Source organism: Mesorhizobium sp. M0751 (assembly GCF_040320265.1).
Taxonomy (GTDB): domain Bacteria; phylum Pseudomonadota; class Alphaproteobacteria; order Rhizobiales; family Rhizobiaceae; genus Mesorhizobium.
This window is the reverse complement of record NZ_JAMYPH010000027.1, coordinates 36,448-57,345: the sequence shown is the minus strand read 5'-3', so window position 1 is coordinate 57,345 and position 20,898 is coordinate 36,448. Positions and strand designations below refer to the sequence as shown.

Annotated in this window: 22 protein-coding genes; 17 read left to right on the top strand and 5 right to left on the bottom strand. The window is 62.7% G+C overall.

Annotated features, from left to right (window positions below; genetic code table 11):
* Positions 1-51: 51 nt before the first annotated feature.
* The 3 genes from dapA to NKI19_RS29015 all read left to right on the top strand — a co-directional run bounded on the left by dapA (position 52) and on the right by NKI19_RS29015 (position 2,273).
* Positions 52-933, top strand: a complete 882-nt coding sequence (dapA, locus tag NKI19_RS29025; RefSeq protein WP_352490891.1) for a 4-hydroxy-tetrahydrodipicolinate synthase — start codon at positions 52-54, stop codon at positions 931-933.
* 25 nt (positions 934-958) lie between these two features.
* On the top strand, positions 959-1,438 hold the full coding sequence (smpB, locus tag NKI19_RS29020; protein ID WP_023768487.1) for an SsrA-binding protein SmpB: 480 nt from the start codon (positions 959-961) through the stop codon (positions 1,436-1,438).
* A 106-nt stretch (positions 1,439-1,544) separates the two neighbouring features.
* Complete coding sequence (locus tag NKI19_RS29015) at positions 1,545-2,273, top strand: GH25 family lysozyme (RefSeq protein ID WP_352566171.1); 729 nt, start codon at positions 1,545-1,547, stop codon at positions 2,271-2,273.
* Between the two features lie 190 nt (positions 2,274-2,463).
* On the opposite strand, the gene NKI19_RS29010 is transcribed toward NKI19_RS29015, so the two are convergent.
* Complete coding sequence (locus NKI19_RS29010) at positions 2,464-2,733, bottom strand: hypothetical protein (RefSeq protein WP_352490893.1); 270 nt, start codon at positions 2,731-2,733, stop codon at positions 2,464-2,466.
* A gap of 20 nt (positions 2,734-2,753) precedes the next feature.
* Between NKI19_RS29010 and NKI19_RS29005 the strand changes: the two genes are divergently transcribed.
* Positions 2,754-2,900 carry a hypothetical protein gene (locus NKI19_RS29005; RefSeq protein ID WP_352490894.1) on the top strand — a complete coding sequence of 49 codons (147 nt, stop codon included), beginning with the start codon at positions 2,754-2,756 and terminating at the stop codon, positions 2,898-2,900.
* A 26-nt stretch (positions 2,901-2,926) separates the two neighbouring features.
* On the opposite strand, the gene NKI19_RS29000 is transcribed toward NKI19_RS29005, so the two are convergent.
* Together NKI19_RS29000 and NKI19_RS28995 are read right to left on the bottom strand one after the other, a co-directional pair.
* Positions 2,927-3,604 carry a uracil-DNA glycosylase gene (locus NKI19_RS29000; protein ID WP_352490895.1) on the bottom strand — a complete coding sequence of 226 codons (678 nt, stop codon included), beginning with the start codon at positions 3,602-3,604 and terminating at the stop codon, positions 2,927-2,929.
* On the bottom strand, positions 3,601-4,182 hold the full coding sequence (locus NKI19_RS28995) for a LabA-like NYN domain-containing protein (RefSeq protein WP_023677774.1): 582 nt from the start codon (positions 4,180-4,182) through the stop codon (positions 3,601-3,603). Before NKI19_RS28995 ends, NKI19_RS29000 begins: the two co-directional genes overlap by 4 nt.
* 279 nt (positions 4,183-4,461) lie before the next feature.
* Here NKI19_RS28995 and rpoZ point away from each other — a divergent pair, with 279 nt between their 5' ends.
* From rpoZ to era, 9 genes are all read left to right on the top strand, one after another.
* Entirely contained in the window at positions 4,462-4,863 is a 402-nt protein-coding gene (gene rpoZ, locus NKI19_RS28990) for a DNA-directed RNA polymerase subunit omega (protein WP_023677773.1), read from the top strand.
* Between the two features lie 111 nt (positions 4,864-4,974).
* Positions 4,975-7,203, top strand: coding sequence for a RelA/SpoT family protein (locus tag NKI19_RS28985; protein ID WP_023719889.1), 2,229 nt, complete (start codon positions 4,975-4,977; stop codon positions 7,201-7,203).
* A gap of 101 nt (positions 7,204-7,304) precedes the next feature.
* Positions 7,305-7,883 (top strand): orotate phosphoribosyltransferase, encoded by a 579-nt coding sequence (gene pyrE / locus NKI19_RS28980; protein WP_352490896.1) that lies wholly within the window; start codon positions 7,305-7,307, stop codon positions 7,881-7,883.
* Positions 7,884-7,896: 13 nt separating this feature from the next.
* Positions 7,897-8,277 (top strand): VOC family protein, encoded by a 381-nt coding sequence (locus NKI19_RS28975; protein WP_352490897.1) that lies wholly within the window; start codon positions 7,897-7,899, stop codon positions 8,275-8,277.
* 230 nt (positions 8,278-8,507) lie between these two features.
* The gene (locus tag NKI19_RS28970) at positions 8,508-9,089 is read left to right on the top strand and encodes a DUF2062 domain-containing protein (RefSeq protein ID WP_352490898.1); all 582 of its coding nucleotides are present in this window, start codon (positions 8,508-8,510) and stop codon (positions 9,087-9,089) included.
* Entirely contained in the window at positions 9,086-9,499 is a 414-nt protein-coding gene (acpS, locus tag NKI19_RS28965) for a holo-ACP synthase (RefSeq protein WP_023719885.1), read from the top strand. The genes NKI19_RS28970 and acpS overlap by 4 nt, the downstream gene beginning before the upstream one ends.
* A gap of 77 nt (positions 9,500-9,576) precedes the next feature.
* The gene (gene lepB / locus NKI19_RS28960; protein ID WP_352566173.1) at positions 9,577-10,326 is read left to right on the top strand and encodes a signal peptidase I; all 750 of its coding nucleotides are present in this window, start codon (positions 9,577-9,579) and stop codon (positions 10,324-10,326) included.
* 4 nt (positions 10,327-10,330) lie between these two features.
* Complete coding sequence (gene rnc / locus NKI19_RS28955; protein ID WP_352566175.1) at positions 10,331-11,056, top strand: ribonuclease III; 726 nt, start codon at positions 10,331-10,333, stop codon at positions 11,054-11,056.
* Entirely contained in the window at positions 11,053-11,979 is a 927-nt protein-coding gene (era, locus tag NKI19_RS28950) for a GTPase Era (RefSeq protein WP_352490901.1), read from the top strand. The genes rnc and era overlap by 4 nt, the downstream gene beginning before the upstream one ends.
* A 39-nt stretch (positions 11,980-12,018) precedes the next feature.
* Here the strand turns inward: era and NKI19_RS28945 are convergent, their stop codons facing one another.
* Both NKI19_RS28945 and NKI19_RS28940 read right to left on the bottom strand, forming a co-directional pair.
* Positions 12,019-13,530, bottom strand: a complete 1,512-nt coding sequence (locus NKI19_RS28945) for a winged helix-turn-helix domain-containing tetratricopeptide repeat protein (protein ID WP_352490902.1) — start codon at positions 13,528-13,530, stop codon at positions 12,019-12,021.
* A 107-nt stretch (positions 13,531-13,637) separates the two neighbouring features.
* Entirely contained in the window at positions 13,638-14,441 is an 804-nt protein-coding gene (locus NKI19_RS28940) for a CPBP family intramembrane glutamic endopeptidase (RefSeq protein ID WP_352490903.1), read from the bottom strand.
* Positions 14,442-14,789: 348 nt separating this feature from the next.
* Here NKI19_RS28940 and NKI19_RS28935 point away from each other — a divergent pair, with 348 nt between their 5' ends.
* The 4 genes from NKI19_RS28935 (at position 14,790) to NKI19_RS28920 (ending at position 20,807) form a co-directional block, all read left to right on the top strand.
* Positions 14,790-15,491 carry an antitoxin Xre/MbcA/ParS-like domain-containing protein gene (locus NKI19_RS28935; protein ID WP_352490904.1) on the top strand — a complete coding sequence of 234 codons (702 nt, stop codon included), beginning with the start codon at positions 14,790-14,792 and terminating at the stop codon, positions 15,489-15,491.
* A 361-nt stretch (positions 15,492-15,852) separates the two neighbouring features.
* Positions 15,853-16,941: a porin gene (locus NKI19_RS28930; RefSeq protein ID WP_352566177.1), complete on the top strand. Its 1,089-nt coding sequence runs from the start codon at positions 15,853-15,855 to the stop codon at positions 16,939-16,941.
* Between the two features lie 115 nt (positions 16,942-17,056).
* Positions 17,057-17,845 carry a DNA repair protein RecO gene (gene recO, locus NKI19_RS28925; RefSeq protein WP_352566179.1) on the top strand — a complete coding sequence of 263 codons (789 nt, stop codon included), beginning with the start codon at positions 17,057-17,059 and terminating at the stop codon, positions 17,843-17,845.
* Positions 17,846-18,095: 250 nt separating this feature from the next.
* On the top strand, positions 18,096-20,807 hold the full coding sequence (locus NKI19_RS28920; RefSeq protein WP_352566181.1) for a DUF2339 domain-containing protein: 2,712 nt from the start codon (positions 18,096-18,098) through the stop codon (positions 20,805-20,807).
* Positions 20,808-20,898 lie beyond the last annotated feature (91 nt).

The window sequence follows — 20,898 nt, the reverse complement described above, 5'->3', positions numbered from 1 at the left end:
GCTAGAAGGCGCGCACGACAAAACCGACAGGTCCCAAGGAGTTGGACGACTATGCTGAGAGGCTCGCTGACCGCGCTCGTCACACCGTTCGAAAAGAGCGGCCGTTTCGACGAGAAAGCCTTTCGCGCGTTCATCGCTTGGCAGATTGCCGAAGGCACGACGGGCGTGGTCCCGGTTGGCACCACCGGCGAGTCGCCGACGCTGTCGCATGACGAGCACCGCCAGGTCGTCAAGGTTTGCATCGAGGTCGCCAAGGGCCGGGTTCCGGTCGTCGCCGGCGCTGGCTCCAACAACACCGACGAGGCGGTCGGCCTGGTCCAGTATGCCGAGAAGGCGGGCGCCGACGCGGCCCTTGTCGTCACGCCCTATTACAACAGACCGACGCAGCGCGGCCTCTATGCGCATTTCGCCGCCGTCGCCAAGGCAACCAGCCTGCCGATCATCATCTACAACATTCCACCGCGCTCGGTGGTCGACATGAGCCCGGAGACGATGGGGCAATTGGTGCACGACTTCAAGAACATCGTCGGCGTCAAGGATGCCACCGGCAAGGTCGAGCGGGTTTCGGAGCAGCGCGCCACCTGCGGCAAGGATTTCATCCAGCTCTCCGGCGAAGACGCCTCGGCGCTCGGCTTCAACGCGCATGGCGGCGTCGGCTGTATCTCGGTGACGGCAAATGTCGCGCCCAGGCTTTGCGCTGAATTCCAGGAGGCAACGCTTTCCGGTGACAGCGCCAAGGCGCTCGACCTGCAGGACCGTCTGTTGCCGCTGCACAAGGCGATTTTCATGGAGCCCGGCGTTTCCGGCGCGAAATATGCGCTGTCGAAGCTGGGTAAGGTCGAGAATGTGCTGCGCTCGCCGCTGATGACGGTCGAGCCGTCGACCGCCGAGAAGATCGACGCCGCGATGAAGCACGCCGGCTTGATAAACTAGGGATGAGGCGCCACCTCTCCGCATCATGAATCAAGTCAGAAAAGCCGATCCCAACAACAAGACCGTTGCGGAAAACCGCAAGGCGCGATTTTCCTATGAGGTGCTCGACACGATCGAGGCCGGCCTGGTGCTGACCGGTACAGAAGTGAAATCGCTGCGCCAGGGCCAGGCCAATATCCAGGACAGCTACGCCTCGGTCGAGGGCGGCGAGATCTGGCTGATCAACTCCTATTTGCCAGAATACCTGCAGGCCAACCGCTTCAACCACGAGCCGCGCCGCCGCCGCAAACTCCTGCTCAACAAGCGCGAGATGGCCAAGCTGGCGCAAAGCGTCGATCGCGAAGGCATGACGCTGGTGCCGCTGAAGATCTACTTCAACGACCAGGGCCGTGCCAAGCTGCTGCTCGCCGTTGGCCGCGGCAAGAAACTGCACGACAAGCGCGAGACCGAAAAGCAGCGCGACTGGTCGCGTGAGAAGGGCCGGCTGCTGAAGGAGCGAGGGTGAGAAGCGGTCCGCGAGGCGGAGGAAAAGCCAACGATTTGGCTTTTCGAGCGACGAGCGCCCGAAGCCATAGCGGCGGGCAGGGCGGACCAAAAGGGATAGGTCTCGTTTGAAAAACCGGATCGTCTTATGGGGCGCGGCAGGTTTGCTCCTGGCGGGCCTCGTCCTGGCCGGCGGCTATACCTACTTCCAGACGTTTTCTCCGGACCGCGGCAAATATCCGGTCAGGGGCATCGACGTTTCCCATCATCAGCGGCAGATCGACTGGCGGCGTGTTGCCGCCGACGATGTCGCCTTCGCCGTGATCAAGGCGACGGAGGGCGGCGACCATGTCGACGATGCCTTCGCCGCCAATTTGCGCGCGGCCCGCGCCGCCGGCCTTGCCGTCGGTGCCTATCATTTCTTCACCTTCTGCAGACCGGGTGCGGATCAGGCACGCAATTTCATCTCGGTGGTGCCACACGATCAGCCTTTGCTGCCGCCGGTGGTAGACATCGAGTTCGGCGGCAATTGCCCGCAGCGGCCAACTCCCGAACAGCTGAGCGCCGAACTCTCCGCCTTCCTCGGCCCGGTCGAGGCGGCGTTCGGCAAGACGGCGATCCTCTATGTGACCGACGAGGCGGCGCAAGCCTATGCCGGGCAGCTAGCCGGCCGCCCGCGCTGGCTGCGTTCGCTGGCGCTGCGGCCGGACCATGACGACTGGATCTACTGGCAGTACCACAACCGGGGCCGCGTCGACGGCATCAGCGGCGACGTCGACCTGAACGTTCTCCAGGGCGGACCTGCGACGCTGGCCGCGTTGTTTGCCGCGGCGCCTGTAGCGATGTCGTCGAATTGACGCTATTCCTGTCCAACGAGAGCACCCTCGATGGCACGAAGACAGAGCGACGAAGCCTTCCCATGTAGCTATTCATATCGCGGGCGGCGCCGTACTAAGTGCATTTGATGCCGGAGCGCCCCTCATCAACCAATGACAGCAACGCCCCGCCTGCTGCGACGGACGGCGGCGACCCCCGCCTGGCATTTGTCTATGCGGAGGCGGTGGTGGCCTCCAACACCAGCAGGGCGTGGTTGAAAGTCTCAATGCGCGCGCCGGCAATCTGATCTTCGCAACCGCGTTCGCGAGTTCTCTCCTTGGAGGCAGGGCGCTCCTGGATGGCGTAGGGCCTTGGGACTGGCTGGCGCTGACATTGCTTCTTCTTATCGGACTGCTGGTCGCGATTATGGTGTGGCCATATTATAACTATACGTTCCGTTTCGATCCAGAGAAGCTGCTCCAGGACTTCGTCGATCAGCACCCTCCCGCAACCATGGAGGGATGCACCGAGCGCTTGCGCTGCGCATCAAATCCGACATGGCCAGCAATTGGCGGATCATCCAACGCCTGCGCGTTGCGCTGCAGCTTGCACTGTTTCTGTGGTTGCTGGACATCCTGGCCTGGTTGTTCGCGATTGCCCGAATCTAGGGCTTGCCGGCGGGCCTCATCCGACTCTATGTCTTCAGAAAAGTTTCTATCTGACTGAAGACATTGACGAACATCGCTTCCGTCAACACGCCGGTATTGGTGTTGTAGCGCGAGCAATGATAGCTGGAAAACAGCGTGATGCCATTGGCCTGCTGCTGCCCACCATGCCGGAACGGAAAGGCGGCGACGCGCTGGCCGAGCGCCCGCACGGTCGACTGGTGCGCGATCGAGCCCAGCGCCAGCACAGCGCGCAGGTTTGGAAACCGCGCAATCGTCGGTACCAGGAACGTCCGGCAGGTCGCTATCTCGGCGCCAACCGGCTTGTTATCCGGCGGCACGCAGCGCACCGCATTGGTAATCGCCGTACCGACAAGCTCCAGCCCGTCATCTGGTCGCGCTTTGAATTCGCCGCGCGCAAAGCCGTGCGCGATCAGTGTGTTGTAGAGCAGGTCGCCGGCAAAATCGCCGGTGAAGGGGCGCCCCGTCCGGTTCGCGCCGCGCAGGCCAGGCGCTAGCCCGACGATCAGCAGACGCACCGCATCCTCGCCTTCCGGCGGCAAAAAAGTCGGCACCGGCGCGTTGAACCAGGACGGCTCACGCCGCCGCCACTCGGCGATGAAGTCGTGCAGCCGCGGGCAGAGCGGGCAATCGCGATCGGGTTCGGGCGAGACGACCAGGGGCGCGGTCAAGGCAACGACCGTCAATAGTCTTCCTCGTCGACTTCGGCCGGCTCGGGCCGACGCACCGGCCGCTCCGACGGATCGCGGCCGACTTCATTCTTGAGCGTCATCAAGTCGATGAAATGGTCGGCCTGACGGCGCAGATCGTCGGAGATCATCGGCGGCTGCGAGGCCATGGTCGAGACGATCGACACCTTGCGCCCGCGCCGCTGTAGCGCCTCGACCAGCGTGCGGAAATCGCCGTCGCCCGAAAAGATTACATAATGGTCGACGACATCGGCAAGCTCGAGCGCATCGACGGTCAGCTCGATATCCATATTGCCCTTGATCTTGCGCCGGCCGGTCGAGTCGGTGAATTCCTTGGCCGGTTTGGTCACCACCTTGAAGCCGTTATAGTCGAGCCAGTCGATCAGCGGCCGTATCGAGGAGTATTCCTGATCCTCGACCAGCGCGGTGTAGTAATAAGCGCGCAGCAGATAGCCGCGTTTCTGGAAGCTCGCCAGAAGTTTGCGGTAATCGATGTCGAAGCCCAGCGCGCGCGAGGTGGCGTAGAGATTGGCACCGTCGATAAAGAGAGCGATTTTTTCACGAGGATCGAACATGGAAAAATGTCCTTTTTCGAAATAAGCGGTCGTCTAAATGCGTGGCGACTATCGGCCGGTCTGATAATAGACCTGTTGGCCTTCATCGTTCGAGATAACGCCAGTTTTACGGCAATCCAAGGCACCATGCCGCACCGCAAGCAATTGTGATCGGCGCTGTGTCGTCGCAGGCGGCCCGCGTCAGAGCTGCGCACCGCCATAAAAGCTTGTATTTTGGCGGCGTTCGGGTTATGGACCGCGCCTGTTTTCCATCAAATCCAGGCATGAAAGGGGCAACTCATGGCCCGCGTAACCGTTGAAGATTGCATCGACAAGGTCGACAACCGCTTCGAGCTGGTGCTCCTGGCCGGCCACCGCGCCCGTCAGATCAGCCAGGGCGCGCAGATCACCGTACCGCGCGACAACGACAAGAACCCGGTCGTTGCGCTCCGCGAAATCGCCGAAGAGACGCTGTCGCCGGACGACCTCAAGGAAGATCTCATCCATTCGCTGCAGAAGCATGTCGAGGTCGATGAGCCGGAAGCCGATGGCGAGGCGATTGCCGACCAGACCGGCAGCGCCGTTGCGGCCACCGATGCCGACGACGCCGAGGACAACGTCACCTTCGATCGCATGACCGAAGAAGACCTGTTGGCCGGCATCGAGGGCCTGGTGCCACCGGAAAAAAGCGACGATTATTGATCTTAGCGACAACTGCCGACACTTTCGCGTCGGCAGTTTCGTGGCTATCTATGACATGCGCCGTACGTCAGTGCGGCGCATGATTCATTTCAGCATTGCGAGATCCCGCCCATGATGCGGCAGTATGAGCTTGTCGAGCGCGTGCAGCGCTACAAGCCTGACGTCAACGAGGCGCTGCTCAACAAGGCGTATGTCTACGCCATGCAGAAGCATGGCCACCAGAAGCGCGCTTCCGGCGATCCCTATTTCTCGCATCCGCTCGAAGTCGCCGCCATCCTCACCGAAATGCACATGGACGAGGCGACGATTGCTGTTGCCTTGCTGCACGACACGATCGAGGACACCACGGCGACCAGGGCCGAGATCGACGAATTGTTCGGCCCGGAAATGGGCAAGCTGGTCGAAGGCTTGACCAAGCTGAAGAAGCTCGACCTCGTCTCGAAAAAGGCCGAGCAGGCGGAGAACCTGCGCAAGCTGTTGCTGGCGATCTCGGAAGACGTGCGCGTGCTTCTGGTCAAGCTCGCCGACCGCCTGCACAATATGCGCACCCTCGACCATGTGCCGGAAGCCAAGCGCCTGCGCATTGCCGAAGAGACGATGGACATCTATGCGCCGCTGGCCGGCCGCATGGGCATGCAAGGCATGCGCGAGGAGCTGGAGGAGATCGCCTTCCGCTTCATCAATCCCGAAGCTTATCGCGCCGTCACCGCACGGCTCGCCGAAATCTTCGAGCGCAACAAGGGCGTGCTGTCCGAAATCGAGAAGGCGCTCTCCACGCTGTTCGACAAGTATTCGATCAAGGCCGAGGTCAAGAGCCGGCAGAAGAAGCCGTGGTCGGTGTTCCGCAAGATGGAGGCCAAGGCGCTGTCGTTTGAGCAGCTGTCCGACATTTTCGGCTTCCGCGTCGTTGTCGAGACGGTCGAGGACTGTTACCGCGCGCTCGGCGCCATCCACACCACCTGGTCGATGGTGCCCGGCCGCTTCAAGGATTACATCTCGACGCCGAAGCAGAACGACTACCGCTCGATCCACACCACCATCGTCGGCCCGTCGCGCCAGCGCGTCGAATTGCAGATCCGCACCTACCAGATGAACAAGATCGCCGAATACGGCGTCGCCGCTCACTCGATCTATAAGGATACCGGCGGCAAGATGAACGGCGCCGCCCATGCGATCTCGAAGGAGACCAATGCCTATGCGTGGCTGCGCCGCACCATCGAGCAGCTTGCCGAAGGCGACAATCCCGAGGACTTCCTCGAAAACACCAAGCTGGAACTGTTCCAGGACCAGGTATTCTGCTTTACGCCGAAGGGCATGCTGATCGCGCTGCCGCGCGGCGCCACGCCGATCGACTTTGCCTATGCCGTCCACACCGATGTCGGCGACACTTGCGTCGGCGCCAAGGTCAATGGCCGCATCATGCCGCTGATGACGGAGCTGAAGAACGGCGATGAGGTCGAGATCATCCGCTCAAAGGCGCAGGTGCCGCCGGCGGCGTGGGAATCGGTGGTCGTTACCGGCAAGGCGCGCTCGGCCATCCGCCGCGCCACCAAGAACGCTATCCGCAAGCAATATTCGGGTCTCGGTATCCGAATTCTGGAGCGCGCCTTCGAACGGTCCGGCAAGACCTTTACCAAGGAAAATCTGAAGCCGGTGCTGCACCGGCTGGCGCGCAAGGATATCGAGGATGTGCTGGCCTCGGTCGGCCGTGGCGAACTTGCCTCCACCGATGTCATGAAGGCGGTGTTTCCCGACTACAAGGACGAGCGCGTCACGCTGGTCGCGCCCAAGCAGCGCGAGGAGGGTTGGTCGAAGATCCGCAACGCCGCCGGCATGCTGTTCCAGATTCCGGGCCGCGCCGCGCGCAAGGACAAGAACCAGCCGCGCGACGACGCGGTGCCGATCCGCGGCGTGCGCGGCGATCTGCCGGTGCGCTTCGCGCCGGAAGGGGCAGTGCCTGGCGACCGCATTGTCGGCATCGTGCAGCCGGGAACCGGTATCACCATCTATCCGATCCAGTCGCCGGCGCTGCAGGCCTTTGACGACCAGCCCGAGCGCTGGATCGACGTGCGCTGGGATATTGACGAGCGCACCAAGGAGCGGTTCCCGGCGCGCGTCTCTGTCACCGCCATCAACGCACCGGGTTCGCTCGCCGACATTGCACAAGTCGTCGCATCCAACGACGCCAATATCCACACGTTGTCGATGGTGCGCACGGCGCCCGATTTCACCGAAATGCTTATCGATCTCGAAGTGTGGGACCTCAAGCACTTGAACCGGCTGCTGTCGCAGCTAAAGGACAATTCGAGCGTCAGCGATGCAAGGCGCGTGAATGGGTGAATAGTGAATAGTGAATAGTGAATAGTGAATAGTGAATAGTTAAAGAGGGTGCTCTCACTACCATTCACCATTCACCATTCACCATGGACATGGGGCGAACCATGAATACCGACGAAGTGCTGGGCATTTTCCGCGAGGCCGGCGCCGTTCTCGAAGGGCATTTCATCCTGACGTCGGGCCTGCGCAGCCCGGTCTTCCTGCAAAAGGCGCGCGTTTTCATGCATGCCGACAAGACCGAGCGCTTGTGCAAGGCGCTGGCCGAAAAGATTCGCGCTGGCGTGCCCGGCAGGATCGACTACGTCGTCGGTCCGGCAATCGGCGGGCTGATCCCGGCCTATGAGACCTCGCGCCATCTTGGTGTGCCCGCGATCTGGGTCGAGCGGGAAGGGGGCGAATTCAGGCTGCGTCGTTTCGAGATCCCCAAGGGATCGCGCGTTGTCATTGTCGAGGACATCGTCACCACCGGCCTGTCGATCCGCGAGACCATCGACTGCCTGCGCGGCCTTGGCGCCGAGGTCGTTGCCGCCGCATGCATCATCGACCGCTCGGCCGGCAAGACCGATGTCGGCGTGCCGCTGATCGCGCTCGCCGAATATGAAGTTCCGGCCTATCCGGCCGACAGGCTGCCGCCCGAACTCGCCGCCATACCGGCGATCAAGCCCGGCAGCCGCAATATATGACGGAGGCGCTGCCGTGATTGCCGGCATCGATCATTTCGTGCTGACAGTTCGTTCGGTGGACGATACCTGCGCCTTCTATCAGCGCGTGCTTGGCTTCGAGCGCCTCGACGAGCCGGACCGACCAACGGCGCTGCTGTTTGGAACGCAAAAGGTCAATGTGCATCAGGTCGGGCGTACCTTCGAGCCGAAGGCCAAGGCGCCGACGCCGGGTTCCGGAGATTTCTGCTTGATTGCTGCCCGTCCGCTCGCCGAGATATGTGCCAGCCTCGCCGCCAATGGCGTGGTGATAGAAGTCGGCCCGGTCGAGCGTGCCGGCGCTCGTGGCGCGATGATATCGGTCTATTTCCGCGACCCGGACGGCAACCTCGTCGAGGTCAGCGAATATCGATCCTAAGCGGCGCTCCTTAAATTCGCCGCGATCATACCCTGTTCAGAACGGCGATACCCAGGGCTGGCGCGACCGGCCACCGAGCGGATGCCCTCGGCCTCGTTGTTCTTCGGCCAGCGCATCGCTATATCAACGTCGTAGTTGCTTTTCGGCGACCGCAGAGCGCAGCATGGGCTGTCGCGCCTGGCTGGAAAAGCCGGCGTGAAGCCATCGATGGAACTAGGAACAGGAACAGAGTGCTTTTTCGACGGCGCAAGCCTGATGCTTTTTTCGAGCGGGTGCGTACTTATTTGTGGCCGCGCCGCTCGTTCTCGCGCTCGCTGCGGTATTTTTCCAAGCGCATCCTGCGGCTTAGGGCCACGCCGCACGCAGTGGCCGCTGGTGTTGCGGCGGGCGTATTCGCGTCGTTTTTCCCGCTTGGCTTCCACTTCATCATTGCTGCCATCCTGTGCTGGCTGATCGCCGGCAATCTGGTCGCGGCAGCACTCGGCACGGTCTTCGGTAATCCCCTGACGTTTCCGCTGCTATGGGCCGCCTCCTGGGAGGTCGGCAAGCTGATCCTGCATGAACACCTGCCGGCGCATGGCCCGCCCGCGCATCTCGGCGACATGCTGCATAATCTTTCCTTTGCGCAGTTGTGGGGACCGGTGCTGAAGCCGATGACAATCGGCGCAATACCGCTCGGCCTGGCTTTCGGCCTGCTGTTTTACGGCATCACCCGCTGGGGCATGGTCACTTTCCAGGAGCAGCGCCGCAAGCGTCTGGCCGAAAGAGCGGCAAAGGCTGGAAAAGCCGGGCCGGAAGTTCCCGCCGAATGATTATCGGTATCGGCAGCGACCTCATCGACATCAGACGCATCGAGAAGTCGCTGGAACGCCATGGCCAGCGCTTCATCCAGCGCATCTACACCGAGATCGAACAGGCGCGCTCCGAAAACCGCGCGGCGCGTGCGGCCTCCTACGCCAAGCGTTTCGCTGCCAAGGAAGCCTGCGCCAAGGCATTGGGCACCGGTCTGGCGCAGGGTGTGTTCTGGCGTGACATGGGGGTCGTCAACCTGGCCAGCGGCAAGCCGACCATGGCGCTGACCAACGGGGCGGCAGCGCGGCTGGACGAAATCCTGCCTGAAGGGCACCGTGCCGTAATCCACCTCACCATCACCGATGATTTTCCGCTCGCTCAAGCCTTTGTGATCATTGAAGCGTTGCCGGTCGAAGAAGCGCCACATTGATTGCATCTGACCACCGGCATGACGTTGCCCAGCGCGCGCCGAGACTCTATACCATCCAACGCACAATCGAGGACGACATGAGCGTGGCTGAAAAAACCCAGAAGAAATCCGGCGGACTTGGCGAAACCGTCAGCGTCATCGTCCAGGCCCTGCTGCTTGCGCTGGTCATCCGCACGCTCCTGTTCCAGCCGTTCTCGATCCCGTCCGGCTCGATGCGGCCAACTTTGCTCGAAGGCGACTATCTCTTCGTCACCAAATGGTCCTACGGCTTCTCCCGCTATTCGCTGCCGTTCGGGCCGAACATCTTTTCGGGCCGCATCTGGGGCTCCGAGCCGAAGCGCGGCGATGTGGTGGTGTTCAAGTTTCCGCCGGATCCTTCCGTGGACTATATCAAGCGCGTCGTCGGCCTGCCGGGCGACAAGATCCAGGTCAAGGATGGCCAGCTCTTCATCAATGACGTAGGCGTGCCGCGCGTCAAGGTCGGGCAGATCGACAACCGCGACATCACCGAGGAGAATGGGCCGGTCGATGTCTATCGCGAGACGCTGCCGAACGGCGTCACTTACGACACGCTCGACCTGACGCAGGCTTCGATCGGCGACAATACCAAGGAGTTCAAGGTGCCGCCCGGTCACTATTTCATGATGGGCGACAATCGCGACAACTCGTCGGACAGCCGCTTCACCGTCGGCTTCGTGCCGGACGAGAATTTGGTCGGCCGCGCCAACCTCATTTTCTTCTCGATCGGCGGCAGCGCCAGCCCGCTCGAAATCTGGAAATGGCCGTCACTGATGCGCGCCTCGCGCCTGTTCCATTTCGTCAATTAGGGCCATGGCGGCGACGAAACGGCTGACCGCCGATGCGCTCGCCGAGGCGCTCAGGGAGCGCACTGGCCACAGTTTTGGCGACCATCAGCGCCTGCAGCGGGCGCTGACCCATGCCAGCGCTCGCGGCAGTCATGCCGGCATCGACTACGAACGTTTCGAATTCCTGGGCGACCGCGTTCTCGGCCTTGTCGTTGCCGATATGCTGCTGGCGGCATTTCCCGACGCCGCCGAGGGTGAGCTGTCGCTGAGATTGAATGCGCTGGTCAACGCGGAGGCCCTGGCGGATATCGCTGAGGAGATTGGCCTGCCGGAACTTATTCGCGCCGGTTCGGACGTACGCGGCCTCGATGGGCGCAAGCGCGTCAATCTGCGCGCCGATGCATTGGAATCGCTGATCGCCGTGCTCTATCTCGACGGCGGGTTGGAAGCGGCCCGTGCTTTCATCCACAAATACTGGCAGCCGCGTTCGCAAGCCATTGACGCCGCCCGTCGCGATGCGAAAACCGAACTCCAGGAATGGGCGCATCAGGCGGCAGGTGCAGTGCCGGTTTACATAATCGACAGCCGCGAGGGACCGGACCACGATCCGCTGTTCACCGTCAGCGTCAAGGTCGGCGCCTATCCGCCGGCGACCGGCAGCGGGCGCTCCAAGCGCGAGGCGGAGCAGGCTGCAGCCGCGGCACTTCTGCAGCGGGAAGGCGTCTGGCTCAATCAAGGGAGTGCCGCATGACCGCCACCGAAGCTCCGGCAACAGAAGCTCTCGCTACCCGCTCCGGCTTCGTCGCGCTGATCGGTGCGCCCAATGCGGGGAAATCGACGCTGGTCAACCAATTGGTCGGCGCCAAGGTGTCGATCGTGACGCACAAGGTGCAGACCACGCGCGCCATCGTGCGTGGCATTGCCACCCACAACAACGCGCAGATCGTCTTCGTCGACACGCCGGGCATATTCAAGCCGAAGCGCCGGCTGGACACCGCGATGGTGACCACAGCCTGGGGCGGTGCCAAGGACGCCGATGTCGTGCTGCTCTTGATCGACGCCGAGCGCGGCATCCGGGGCGATGCCGACGCCATCCTCGAGCGGCTGAAGGATGTCCGGCAGCCGATGGTGTTGATCCTCAACAAGGTCGATCGGGTCAAGCACGAGACGTTGCTGGCATTGTCGGCGGCAGCCAACGAAAGGGTGCCGTTCAAGCGCACCTTCATGGTTTCGGCGCTGACCGGGTCCGGCTGCAAGGACCTGCTCGACTATCTCGCCGAGACCTTGCCGGCCGGCCCCTGGTACTATCCGGAGGACCAGATCTCCGACCTGCCGATGCGCCAGCTCGCGGCCGAGATCACCCGCGAAAAGCTCTATCTCAGGCTGCATCAGGAACTGCCTTATTCGTCCCACATCGAGACCGAGAAATGGGAAGAGAAGAAGGACGGCTCGGTGCGCATCGACCAGACAATCTATGTCGAGCGCGACAGCCAGAAGAAGATCGTGCTCGGCCATAAGGGCGAGACGATCCGCGCCATCGGCCAGGCCGCGCGCATGGAGATCGCAGGCATACTCGAGCAAAAGGTGCACCTCTTCCTGTTCGTCAAGGTGCGCGAGAACTGGGGCGACGATCCCGAGCGCTACCGGGAAATGGGGCTCGAATTTCCGCACTGAGCCTGTTTGGGCGATCCGCCGAGCGGCCTGTTGGCCGCCTCAGGATGTTGAGCGATACCCAAGGGCCAGTGACACGCCGTCGACAAGATGTTCGGCGTCGGAGACGTTTTCGAACGGGATGCCCGTTCTTGCATAGTCGAGCGGCGAGAAATCGGAGCCGTCGGCGTTGATCAGCGCAGCCTGGCGCCTTGCCGCCTGCATGTCGCCCAGCTGAGCGTAACAGGCGGCAAGCCGGGTGCGGATCCACGGCGTCGGTCGCGTCGCCAGCTCCAGCGCCTCGGCAGCCGTGCGGTATTCGCCCAGCATGTATAGCGCGAGCGCGCGATCGTACTGACACCAATGGGGATGCAGCGGGTTGATGCGGCTGGCGCGCGCCAGCCAGGCCAGCGCGTCGAGCGGCCGGCCACGCATCGTCAACAGATGCCCCATCTGCTCGATACAGTCAGCGTCGCCAGGATTGAGCTCGAGCGCCATGCGTAAATGATGCTCGGCCGCCTCGTGGTCGCGCATATTGAGCCGCACCAGCGACTGGATGCGGTGTGCCGTTGCCTGATCCGGCGACAATGCGATGCCCCGGTCGGCCAGGTCGCGGGCCTTCGTCAGAACGGCGTCGCTGATAGGCCCGAATTCGCTGTTAAGCACATGCGACAGCGCCAGGTAGGTGTAAGCAAGGCCATAGGCCGGATCCCTGACGATCGCCGCCTCGAAAAACGCCGCCGCTTCTTTCAGTTCGCTTTGCGCTGGATCGCGCAGCAAGGCGACGCCGCGCAGCACCAGTTCATGGGCGGCGAGGCTGGCTACCGGCTGCCGCGAGGCACGTTGCAGGCCGGCATTGTTCACCCGAACCATCAGCCGGCCGACGATCTTTTCGACGATCTCCTGCTGGATGGCGGACAGCCCGGCGTAATTGGCCTGGTAGCGATCGCCCCAGAGCTGGGCAGCGCTGGCTGCGTCAACCAGATTGACCGCACAGACGATGCTATCTGCCTGCCGCCGCACCGAACCCTCGACGAGATAGTCGGCGCCGATGCGCGAGCGCACGACAGGCCATTCGCTGGGCGAATATGAGGCAAACGAGAAGCTCGAATTGCGCGCCAGGACCGTCAGCGTGCCGAAGCGGGCGAGGCCGTTGATAATGTCTTCGGCAATACCGTCGACGATCGCTTCGTCGGCCGGATCGGCGCCGTCATTGCGAAACCTGAGCACCGCCACGATCGGCTGTGCGCCGGGTTCGGGCACCGGTTCGATTTCAGGGATCAGCATGTAGCCGCGCTTCGATACGGTCCGTATCGTTTCCTCGCCGAGCACCTTGCGGATCTCGCGAATCGACTGTGTCAGCGAGTCCTCGGTGACGAAAACACCCGGCCAGACCGCATCCATCAATTCCGACTTCGGCACCACACGGCCGATATGGCGGGCGAGATGCGTCAGCAATGCGTAGGCTTTCGGCCGAAGGAAGGCCGGCTGTTCGGCCCGGCCGAGCGTACCTTTGCCCAGATCGAGTGTGAAACCGCCGAACTGAAAAACCTGATCAGTGGCCGAAACCGCCATCGAAACGGCCCGCTCCCTGAAGCCGTGCCTGTATTGGCCTACGGCTGGAGGGCTGGGTCAAGGTCTGTCGCCGCCGAAAGCGGTGTTTTGGATTTGGGCGCCGCAAATTAGACGGCGCCAGCGAGGGCGCGCTGCGGTGCCGACCTGCGGACGAAGCTCTCGGTGCCGTAGACGGCAACGATGGCTACCGCAGCCACCGCCCAGATCGCAACACCGATCCATTGCTGCTGCACATGGTCGGCGTCGATGAACACCTTGCCCAGAAAGCGTACGCTGTTCTGATGGGTGACATGCATCAGAATGGCGACAAGCACACTGCCGGTGTTCTGATAGAGCCAGGTGAACACCACTGCCGCTAGTAGGACGTTAATCGTGCCGTAGACGCTGAGGTCGCCGATCAGGCCGAGCGGAAAATGCCAGATCGCCCAGATCGCGCCGAGGATCAGGCTTCCGGCCAGCGCCGAATGCTTGCCAAGCAGACGCGGTGTTGCAAAGCCGCGCCATCCCGGCTCTTCGCCAAGTGGACCGCTGAAGACCGCATACAGCGCGATGATCGGCAGTATCTCAGTGACGGCTGGAATGTTGCTCCAGGCCGGCGTCGCCGAGCCGAACAGCGGATTGACCAGGATCGAGGCCAGCTGTGTGCCAAATGGCAGGCCGAATGCCACCAGATACCATAGTGGAGATACCCGCCACTTCACCATGGAAGCGAGAATACCCCTGACCGAAGTCCAGCCTCCGGAAACGGCTGCGACAACGAATCCGGACAGCATCGGGCCGAAGGTAAACCAGGGAATGCTATCGCCATTCGACAAGAAGAACGGGATGAAGGCAAACCAGGTCAGGACAAGCGTCAACGAAAAGAAGGCGGCCAACTGATGCTGCCGCACCAGGAGCAGGAAAGAAGTCATGTCGGGCCTCTCACGGGCAGATGACAATGAGAGGTCGCCGGGCTGCCCAATCGGTCGACTTGCATCTTGAACAGCCGGCCGAATCGTTCCGGGAGGCCATGCGCCGACCACCTCGGTCGACCGGTTTCTTATTGGCACCGGCGCGCCCCGAAATCCTGAGCGGGTTCTGAGAAATTTCCGATATTTCATGCAGAACCGGCCAGTCAGACCGGCTGGAGCACCTGCCGACACTGCGGTCGTCCAGCGTTCCCGTTTGTCGTCTCTCCGTCACACACCCTGCCTATAGGCTGTGCGAAAGACCCGCTTCCGAGCAAACCGGAACCGGCGGGCAAGCAGCCAGATCAGGACATGACCAGGACTTGGAATCGCTTCGACCCCATCCGTCAAATCGAGTTTGCAAACGTCGTCGCTGTTGAGGTCGAGCAGGCGCTGGCGCGGCAAAATGGGGTGACGAACAGCGATGCGATCCTTGCAGCGGGTAGGGTCGCCGGCGCCGTTGCCGCCGCCGTCGCCCTGCTTGCGCCGACCGACATCAGAGCGATCGACACCATGCAGGAAAGATTGCCCGGCATGGCTTCGCGGTTCGTGCGGATATTGGCGGCCGAAGCTGCGGAACGCAGTGCCCGGACGCGTCTGTCGAGCGCACACGGAGGCCAAGGGACGGACGTCCAACCGGCTGGAAGCGGCGACCTCGATGCGATGCGGGTCGAGGACTGGGCCGGTCGGGTCGCCGGATCGACGTTCCTGGAGCAAAATCTCGGCATATCGCGCTCGACCCTGCATCGCTGGCAGCGGAGCGGCACGGTCGTTGCGTTGCGCACCGGTGGCCGCAAACATGTATTTCCCCTGGCCCAGTTCGTCGACGGCAGGCCGGCTCCGGGTATCAAGGAAGTCTTGTCCGCGATGCCCGAGCCACGGCATGCCTGGGCGTGGCTGATCGGCCCCGCGCCCGGCCTCGCCGGACGTACTCCCATTGAAATGCTCAAGCAGGATCTGGTGGCGGAAGTCGTTCTTGCCGCACAGAACGCAGCGATGGCGAAGTTGGCTTGATCTCGCTGCCAACGTTAGAAGTCCATTCCAAAAAAAAGAACACGTAAAAGGAATGTCTGTCGGATTCCGATCGGTTTGCCGGCTAATGGTACAAGTATATTTTCGTACAATTGTGACGATGTCTCGTTTGTGCCGGGAGCGATTATGAAGAAAATATGAAGTGATATTTGTGCAACGTGGATTTCCTCTTTTATGAAAACATTGATTATTTTTATAATCGTCATTGAGACTGGAATGCCGATGAGTATGTTCGCCGCCTGAAGAGGGGGTGCGGTGCGCGCCTTTTTCGACGTGGGTGAGGCGTTCAGCCGTTCAACCATGGGTTCAAAGCCATTTTAACTTTGACTGGAGAGGTCAGAAAATGAATATCAAGAGCCTTCTTCTCGGCTCAGCCGCGGCATTCGTCGCGGTCTCCGGCGCGCGCGCCGCCGACGCTGTTGTGGTCGCCGAGCCGGAACCCGCCGAATACGTCAAGATTTGTGACGTCTACGGCGCCGGCTACTACTACATCCCCGGCACCGAGACCTGCCTGCGCATCGGCGGATATGTCCGCTATGACGCCAGCTTCGGCGACGGTGGCCGCGTTTTCGACGGCGCGACGACACACGACCTTATGGACGGTGACGAACAGCAGACCTGGAACAAGAATGCGCGCTTCAATTTGAAGACGTGGACAGGCCAGGAAACCGAGCTCGGCACTTTGAAGACCTACACCGAGACCCGTTTCAACTTCGGCAATACCAAACGCACCGTGAGCGGTGTTGATTTCAGCGTGCAGGACAACAAGGCGGTTACCCTGAACTTCGCCTGGATCCAGCTTGGAGGTTTCCGCGTCGGCAAGGATGAAACTGTCTATGATTCGTTCATCGGCTACGCCGGCAGCGTCGTCCAGGACACTATCATTCCTTACGGCACCAAGGACACCAACCTGATCAGTTACTATTTCGACGGCGGTAATGGCTTTACGGCAGTCGCCTCGGTCGAAACGGGCTCCGGCGCTGACCAGTCGATCGACAGCTACGTTCCGTTTGTCGTCGGCGGCGTGAAATACAAGGGTGACTGGGGTGCGATCACCGCGGTCGGCGCCTATAACAGCACGTCGGAAGAATGGGCCGGCAAAGCCCGCCTCGACGTCAAGCCGATTACTGACCTGACCCTGTTCGTGATGGCGGGCTACGGCAGCGACGACAACGTCGCAAAGAACTTCTACAAACCGTGGACTGGCAACTTTGCCGTCTGGGGCGGGGGCAGCTATGCCGTCAACAAGAAGACCGCTTTGAACGCCCAGGTCTCCTATACCGACGACAAAGACTTCGCCGTTGCGGCCAACGTCGCCTACACGATCGTTCCTGGTTACACGATCACCGCCGAAGTCGACTATTTCGACAATTTCGATGCCGACGATGCCGACGCAATCGGCGGCATCTTCCGCTTCCAGCGCTCGTTCTGATCAAACGACGATCTCGCCGAAACGGCCCGTAGCGATACGCTACGGGCCGTTTCGGTTTGCAGCGGATAGGTCGCTCATCTTGATTTCGCCATCGAACCGGTGACAAGCTCTCGTCATGGAATGGCGCGACGAGGGAATCATTCTCGGCACCCGCAAGCATGGCGAAACCAGCGCCATTCTCGAGGTGATGACACGTGCGCATGGCCGCCATCTCGGTCTCGTGCGCGGTGGCCGTTCGCGCAAGCAGCAGCCTGTCTTGCAGCCCGGCAACCGCGTCGACCTGTTGTGGCGGGCGCGGCTCGACGAGCATCTCGGCACCTTCCAGGTCGAGGCCATCGAGATGAACGCCGCCCGGCTGATGGACAGCGCCGTTGCCGTCTACGGCCTGCAGACGATGGCCGCGCATTTGCGTCTTCTGCCTGAGCGCGACGCCCATGGCGGTCTCTATGAGACGCTTGCGGTGATGATCGCTCATCTCGACGATGCCGATGCCGCCGGCGAGCTGGTGGCCCGCTTCGAGCTGCTGGTACTCGACGAACTCGGTTTCGGCCTCGATCTCAGCCAGTGTGCGGCGACCGGCACGAGGCAGGATCTTGCCTATGTCTCGCCGAAATCCGGCCGCGCCGTGTCGCGGGCGGCGGGCGCGCCGTGGCGCGACAAGATGCTGGCGCTGCCTGCCTTCCTGCAGCGCGGTTCGGGCCTGCGCGCCGATCCGGCGGCAATCGAGGACGCCTTCCGGCTCACCGGCTTCTTTTTGACCCGCCATGTCTACGAACCACGCGGCATCGAACCTCCCGGCGCCCGCGCCGGCTTCCTCGCCGCGTTGCGCAGGCACCATCCGCCCGGCCATGAATCCGGCAAGCCGAGCGCCGCAGAAACCGCCGCCGGGGAGACCACCAGATGAGCGACGTTGAACCTTATCCCGGCAACGTTTCGCCGCTCGGCCTTGGCACAAGGGCCGCACGCTGGCCGTTTCGGAAGCGGCGCTGAAGGACGCCAACGGCAAGCTGCTGGCTTTCGGCACCGAAATATGCTCGATCTTTCCGGCGGCCAATCTGGCGGCACGTTGAATGGACCGGCCGTTTGGCCGCCGCATTTGAATGTCACTGAAGATTGAATGTCAGTGACAACTGGCCTGGTTTGGGGGAACCGCCATGTTCGAAAGCCTGATCGGCCTGGTCGCCATCATCGCGCTGTTCGTGATCATTTCACGCCAGCAGAGCCGCATCGGCCTGATCGAGCGCGAGCTTGGCGCCTTGCGCAGCCTTGTGCTCTCAGGCGCGCCTGTGCTGCCGCCGCAAGCCAAGGAACCGGCTGCAAACGACAGCAAACCGACGGATGCCGTAATGCCGTCGGCGGCCGACATGGCCGTATCGCCAGGGACCGCAGCGGTAGCATCAGCCACAGAACCCGATGCCGATACAACGGCGCCGTCCGCACCGGAGCCGGCGCAACCGGCGGCAGCCGCGAAGGCCGCCCGCCAGTCCGACGTCGAAACGGCTCTCGGTACCCGCTGGGCGGTCTGGGTCGGCGGCATCGCGCTGGCGTTGGGTGGGTTGTTCCTGATCCGCTACACCATCGAGGCCGGCATTTTCGGGCCACGCGTGCGGCTTGCCATGGCGGCGGCACTCGGGCTGGTGCTGGTCGCCGGCGGCGAGTTCATCCGGCGCACCGGCTTCAGGGTGCCGGTGCAAGGTGCCGCCGGCGCCTATATCCCGGCGATCCTGACGGCGGCCGGCGCCTTCATCCTGTTCGGTACCGTCTACGCCGCGTACAGCATTTACGGCTTCATCGGCCCGACGCTCGCTTTCACGCTGCTCGGCGCCATCGGCGTGGCGACGATCGCGGCAAGCCTGGTCCATGGTCAGGCGCTGGCCGGCGTCGGCCTGCTCGGCGCCATGGTGACGCCGCTACTGGTCGCCTCGCAGGCGCCCAATCCGTGGGCGCTGTTTGGCTATCTGGCGATCGTGCTCGCCGCCACCGGCGTCATTGCCCGCATCCGCGACTGGAGGCTTTTGATGGCCGCAGCCTTCGTCGCCACGGGCATCTGGACCATCTTCTACATGACCGACGCGCCGGGGGCGAACCTTGCGGTCATCCTCTTTATCGACGGGACGACACTGGCCGTGCTCGCCTTCGTCTGGCTCGGCCGCCGCGGCGAAGCGGTCGCCGGCAGCAGCTTCGACTGGCCGTCGATCGCGCCGGGCTTCTTCGTCGCGCTTTCGGCGCTAGCCCTGTTCGTCGATCCGGTCTTTGCCGCCGCCGGCGATGCCTTGCAGGGCGCAGCCCTTGTCGCAGCCCTGGTGGCGGTGGCGCTCTACCGGCCGCGGGCGGTTGCACTGCTGCACGCCGCCGGGCTGGCGACTGTACTGGTCTATCTCGGCATCATTCCGCCGACCACGATCGCTTCCGATTTTTCGAGTGGCGCTCTCGGCGTCGACGGCATGCCGGTCGTGGCGTCCGATGCCTTGATGCTCAGGGTCGGCATCGCGCTGGGCCTGGTCTTCATCGGCGCTGGTTTTTGGGCGGCGCGCCGTTTTGCGGCCTCTGGCTGGCTGCGCGCCGCCACATGGGCGGCCTGGAGCGCTGTCGCGCCACTGGTCATCCTGCTGGCGCTCTGGTCTACCTTCGGCAATCTCGACCGTGACCTTGCTTATGCGGCGGTCGCAGCCGTTTTGGTCGGCGTCTTCGTCGCCGGCGGCGAATGGATAGCGCGCGGCGAAGCGCCGCCGCTGACCGGCGGCGCTGCCGTCTCCTTCGCGCTCGGCGGGGCGGCGATTGCCGGCCTGCTGATGCTGCACATGGCCTTTGGTTCGGGCTGGGAAACCATCCTGCTCGGGGCAGCCGCCGTCGCGCCGGCGCTGGCGACGCGCTGGCGTAACTATCCGGTGCTTGGCTGGATTTCCGTTGGTACGGTGATTGCAGTGCTCGGCCGCGTTGCCTTCGACCCGACCATCGTCGGTGCCGAGTTCCTGTCGAAGACGCCGGTGTTCAACTGGCTGCTGCTTCGATATGGCGTGCCGGCGCTCGCTTTCGGTTTTGCCGCCTGGCAGCTTGCCCGAACCACCAATGGCCGACCGCGCCTCGCCATGGAGGCCGGCGCCGCGCTGTTTTGCCTGCTCACCGTCGCCATGCTGGTGCGCCATGCCATGCATGGCGGCGTCATCGATACGGCTGCTGCGACGCTTGCCGAACAGGCGATCTACACGCTGATCGCCATCGGTGCCGGTGCCATCCTGGTCGCCATCGACATGCGCTCGCCAAGTTCGGTGCTGCGCTACGGCTCGATTGCAGCGGGCGTGGTCTCGGTCGCGTTCATCGTCCTCCAGCATTTTCTGGCGCTGAACCCGCTGCTGACGGATGAATCGACCGGCAGCATTCCAGTGTTCAACCTTCTGTTCCTCGCCTACCTCTTGCCGGCGGTTGCGGCAGGCGCACTGGCGCTTTATGCCCGCGACAAACGGCCGAAATGGTATGCGGCGATGCTGGCGGTGGCGGCGGCGGTGCTCGGCTTCGCCTATGCCACGCTGTCGGTCAGGCGCCTGTTCAAGGGCGAGTTCATTGGGCTGTGGAGCGGTCTCGGCCAGCTTGAGACCTATACTTATTCGGCACTGTGGCTGGTCATTGGCGTGGTGCTGCTCATCGCCGGTGTCTGGCTGAAGTCGCAGGTGCTGCGCATAGCGTCGGCGGCGCTGATCTCGATCGCCGTGCTCAAAGTCTTCATCTTCGACATGTCGGAGCTGGAAGGCGTGTTGCGGGCGCTGTCCTTCATCGGCCTCGGCGCGGTGCTCATCGGCATCGGCTTGTTCTATCAGCGGCTGCTGACAAGGGCGGCGAAAGCAAAGCTCGAGACGAGCAATAGCTGACGATTTCAATTTGGCCGGGAATAAACCTGCCACTGGCGGCGTTACTTAGTTGCTTGGGTGACCGGGGCGGCGGACCGCTTCGCGCTGGCCG

What these genes read in the sequence shown, in the direction of transcription:
- smpB (WP_023768487.1), top strand. Translation starts at nt 959, where the DNA reads ATGAATCAAGTCAGAAAAGCCGATCCCAACAACAAGACCGTTGCGGAA.
- NKI19_RS28935 (WP_352490904.1), top strand. Translation starts at nt 14,790, where the DNA reads ATGACCAGGACTTGGAATCGCTTCGACCCCATCCGTCAAATCGAGTTT.
- NKI19_RS28945 (WP_352490902.1), bottom strand. Translation starts at nt 13,530, where the DNA reads ATGGCGGTTTCGGCCACTGATCAGGTTTTTCAGTTCGGCGGTTTCACA.
- NKI19_RS28985 (WP_023719889.1), top strand. Translation starts at nt 4,975, where the DNA reads ATGATGCGGCAGTATGAGCTTGTCGAGCGCGTGCAGCGCTACAAGCCT.
- era (WP_352490901.1), top strand. Translation starts at nt 11,053, where the DNA reads ATGACCGCCACCGAAGCTCCGGCAACAGAAGCTCTCGCTACCCGCTCC.
- rpoZ (WP_023677773.1), top strand. Translation starts at nt 4,462, where the DNA reads ATGGCCCGCGTAACCGTTGAAGATTGCATCGACAAGGTCGACAACCGC.
- NKI19_RS28995 (WP_023677774.1), bottom strand. Translation starts at nt 4,182, where the DNA reads ATGTTCGATCCTCGTGAAAAAATCGCTCTCTTTATCGACGGTGCCAAT.
- NKI19_RS28920 (WP_352566181.1), top strand. Translation starts at nt 18,096, where the DNA reads ATGTTCGAAAGCCTGATCGGCCTGGTCGCCATCATCGCGCTGTTCGTG.
- lepB (WP_352566173.1), top strand. Translation starts at nt 9,577, where the DNA reads ATGAGCGTGGCTGAAAAAACCCAGAAGAAATCCGGCGGACTTGGCGAA.
- pyrE (WP_352490896.1), top strand. Translation starts at nt 7,305, where the DNA reads ATGAATACCGACGAAGTGCTGGGCATTTTCCGCGAGGCCGGCGCCGTT.
- acpS (WP_023719885.1), top strand. Translation starts at nt 9,086, where the DNA reads ATGATTATCGGTATCGGCAGCGACCTCATCGACATCAGACGCATCGAG.
- NKI19_RS28940 (WP_352490903.1), bottom strand. Translation starts at nt 14,441, where the DNA reads ATGACTTCTTTCCTGCTCCTGGTGCGGCAGCATCAGTTGGCCGCCTTC.
- rnc (WP_352566175.1), top strand. Translation starts at nt 10,331, where the DNA reads ATGGCGGCGACGAAACGGCTGACCGCCGATGCGCTCGCCGAGGCGCTC.
- NKI19_RS29005 (WP_352490894.1), top strand. Translation starts at nt 2,754, where the DNA reads ATGCACCGAGCGCTTGCGCTGCGCATCAAATCCGACATGGCCAGCAAT.
- NKI19_RS28930 (WP_352566177.1), top strand. Translation starts at nt 15,853, where the DNA reads ATGAATATCAAGAGCCTTCTTCTCGGCTCAGCCGCGGCATTCGTCGCG.
- dapA (WP_352490891.1), top strand. Translation starts at nt 52, where the DNA reads ATGCTGAGAGGCTCGCTGACCGCGCTCGTCACACCGTTCGAAAAGAGC.
- recO (WP_352566179.1), top strand. Translation starts at nt 17,057, where the DNA reads ATGGAATGGCGCGACGAGGGAATCATTCTCGGCACCCGCAAGCATGGC.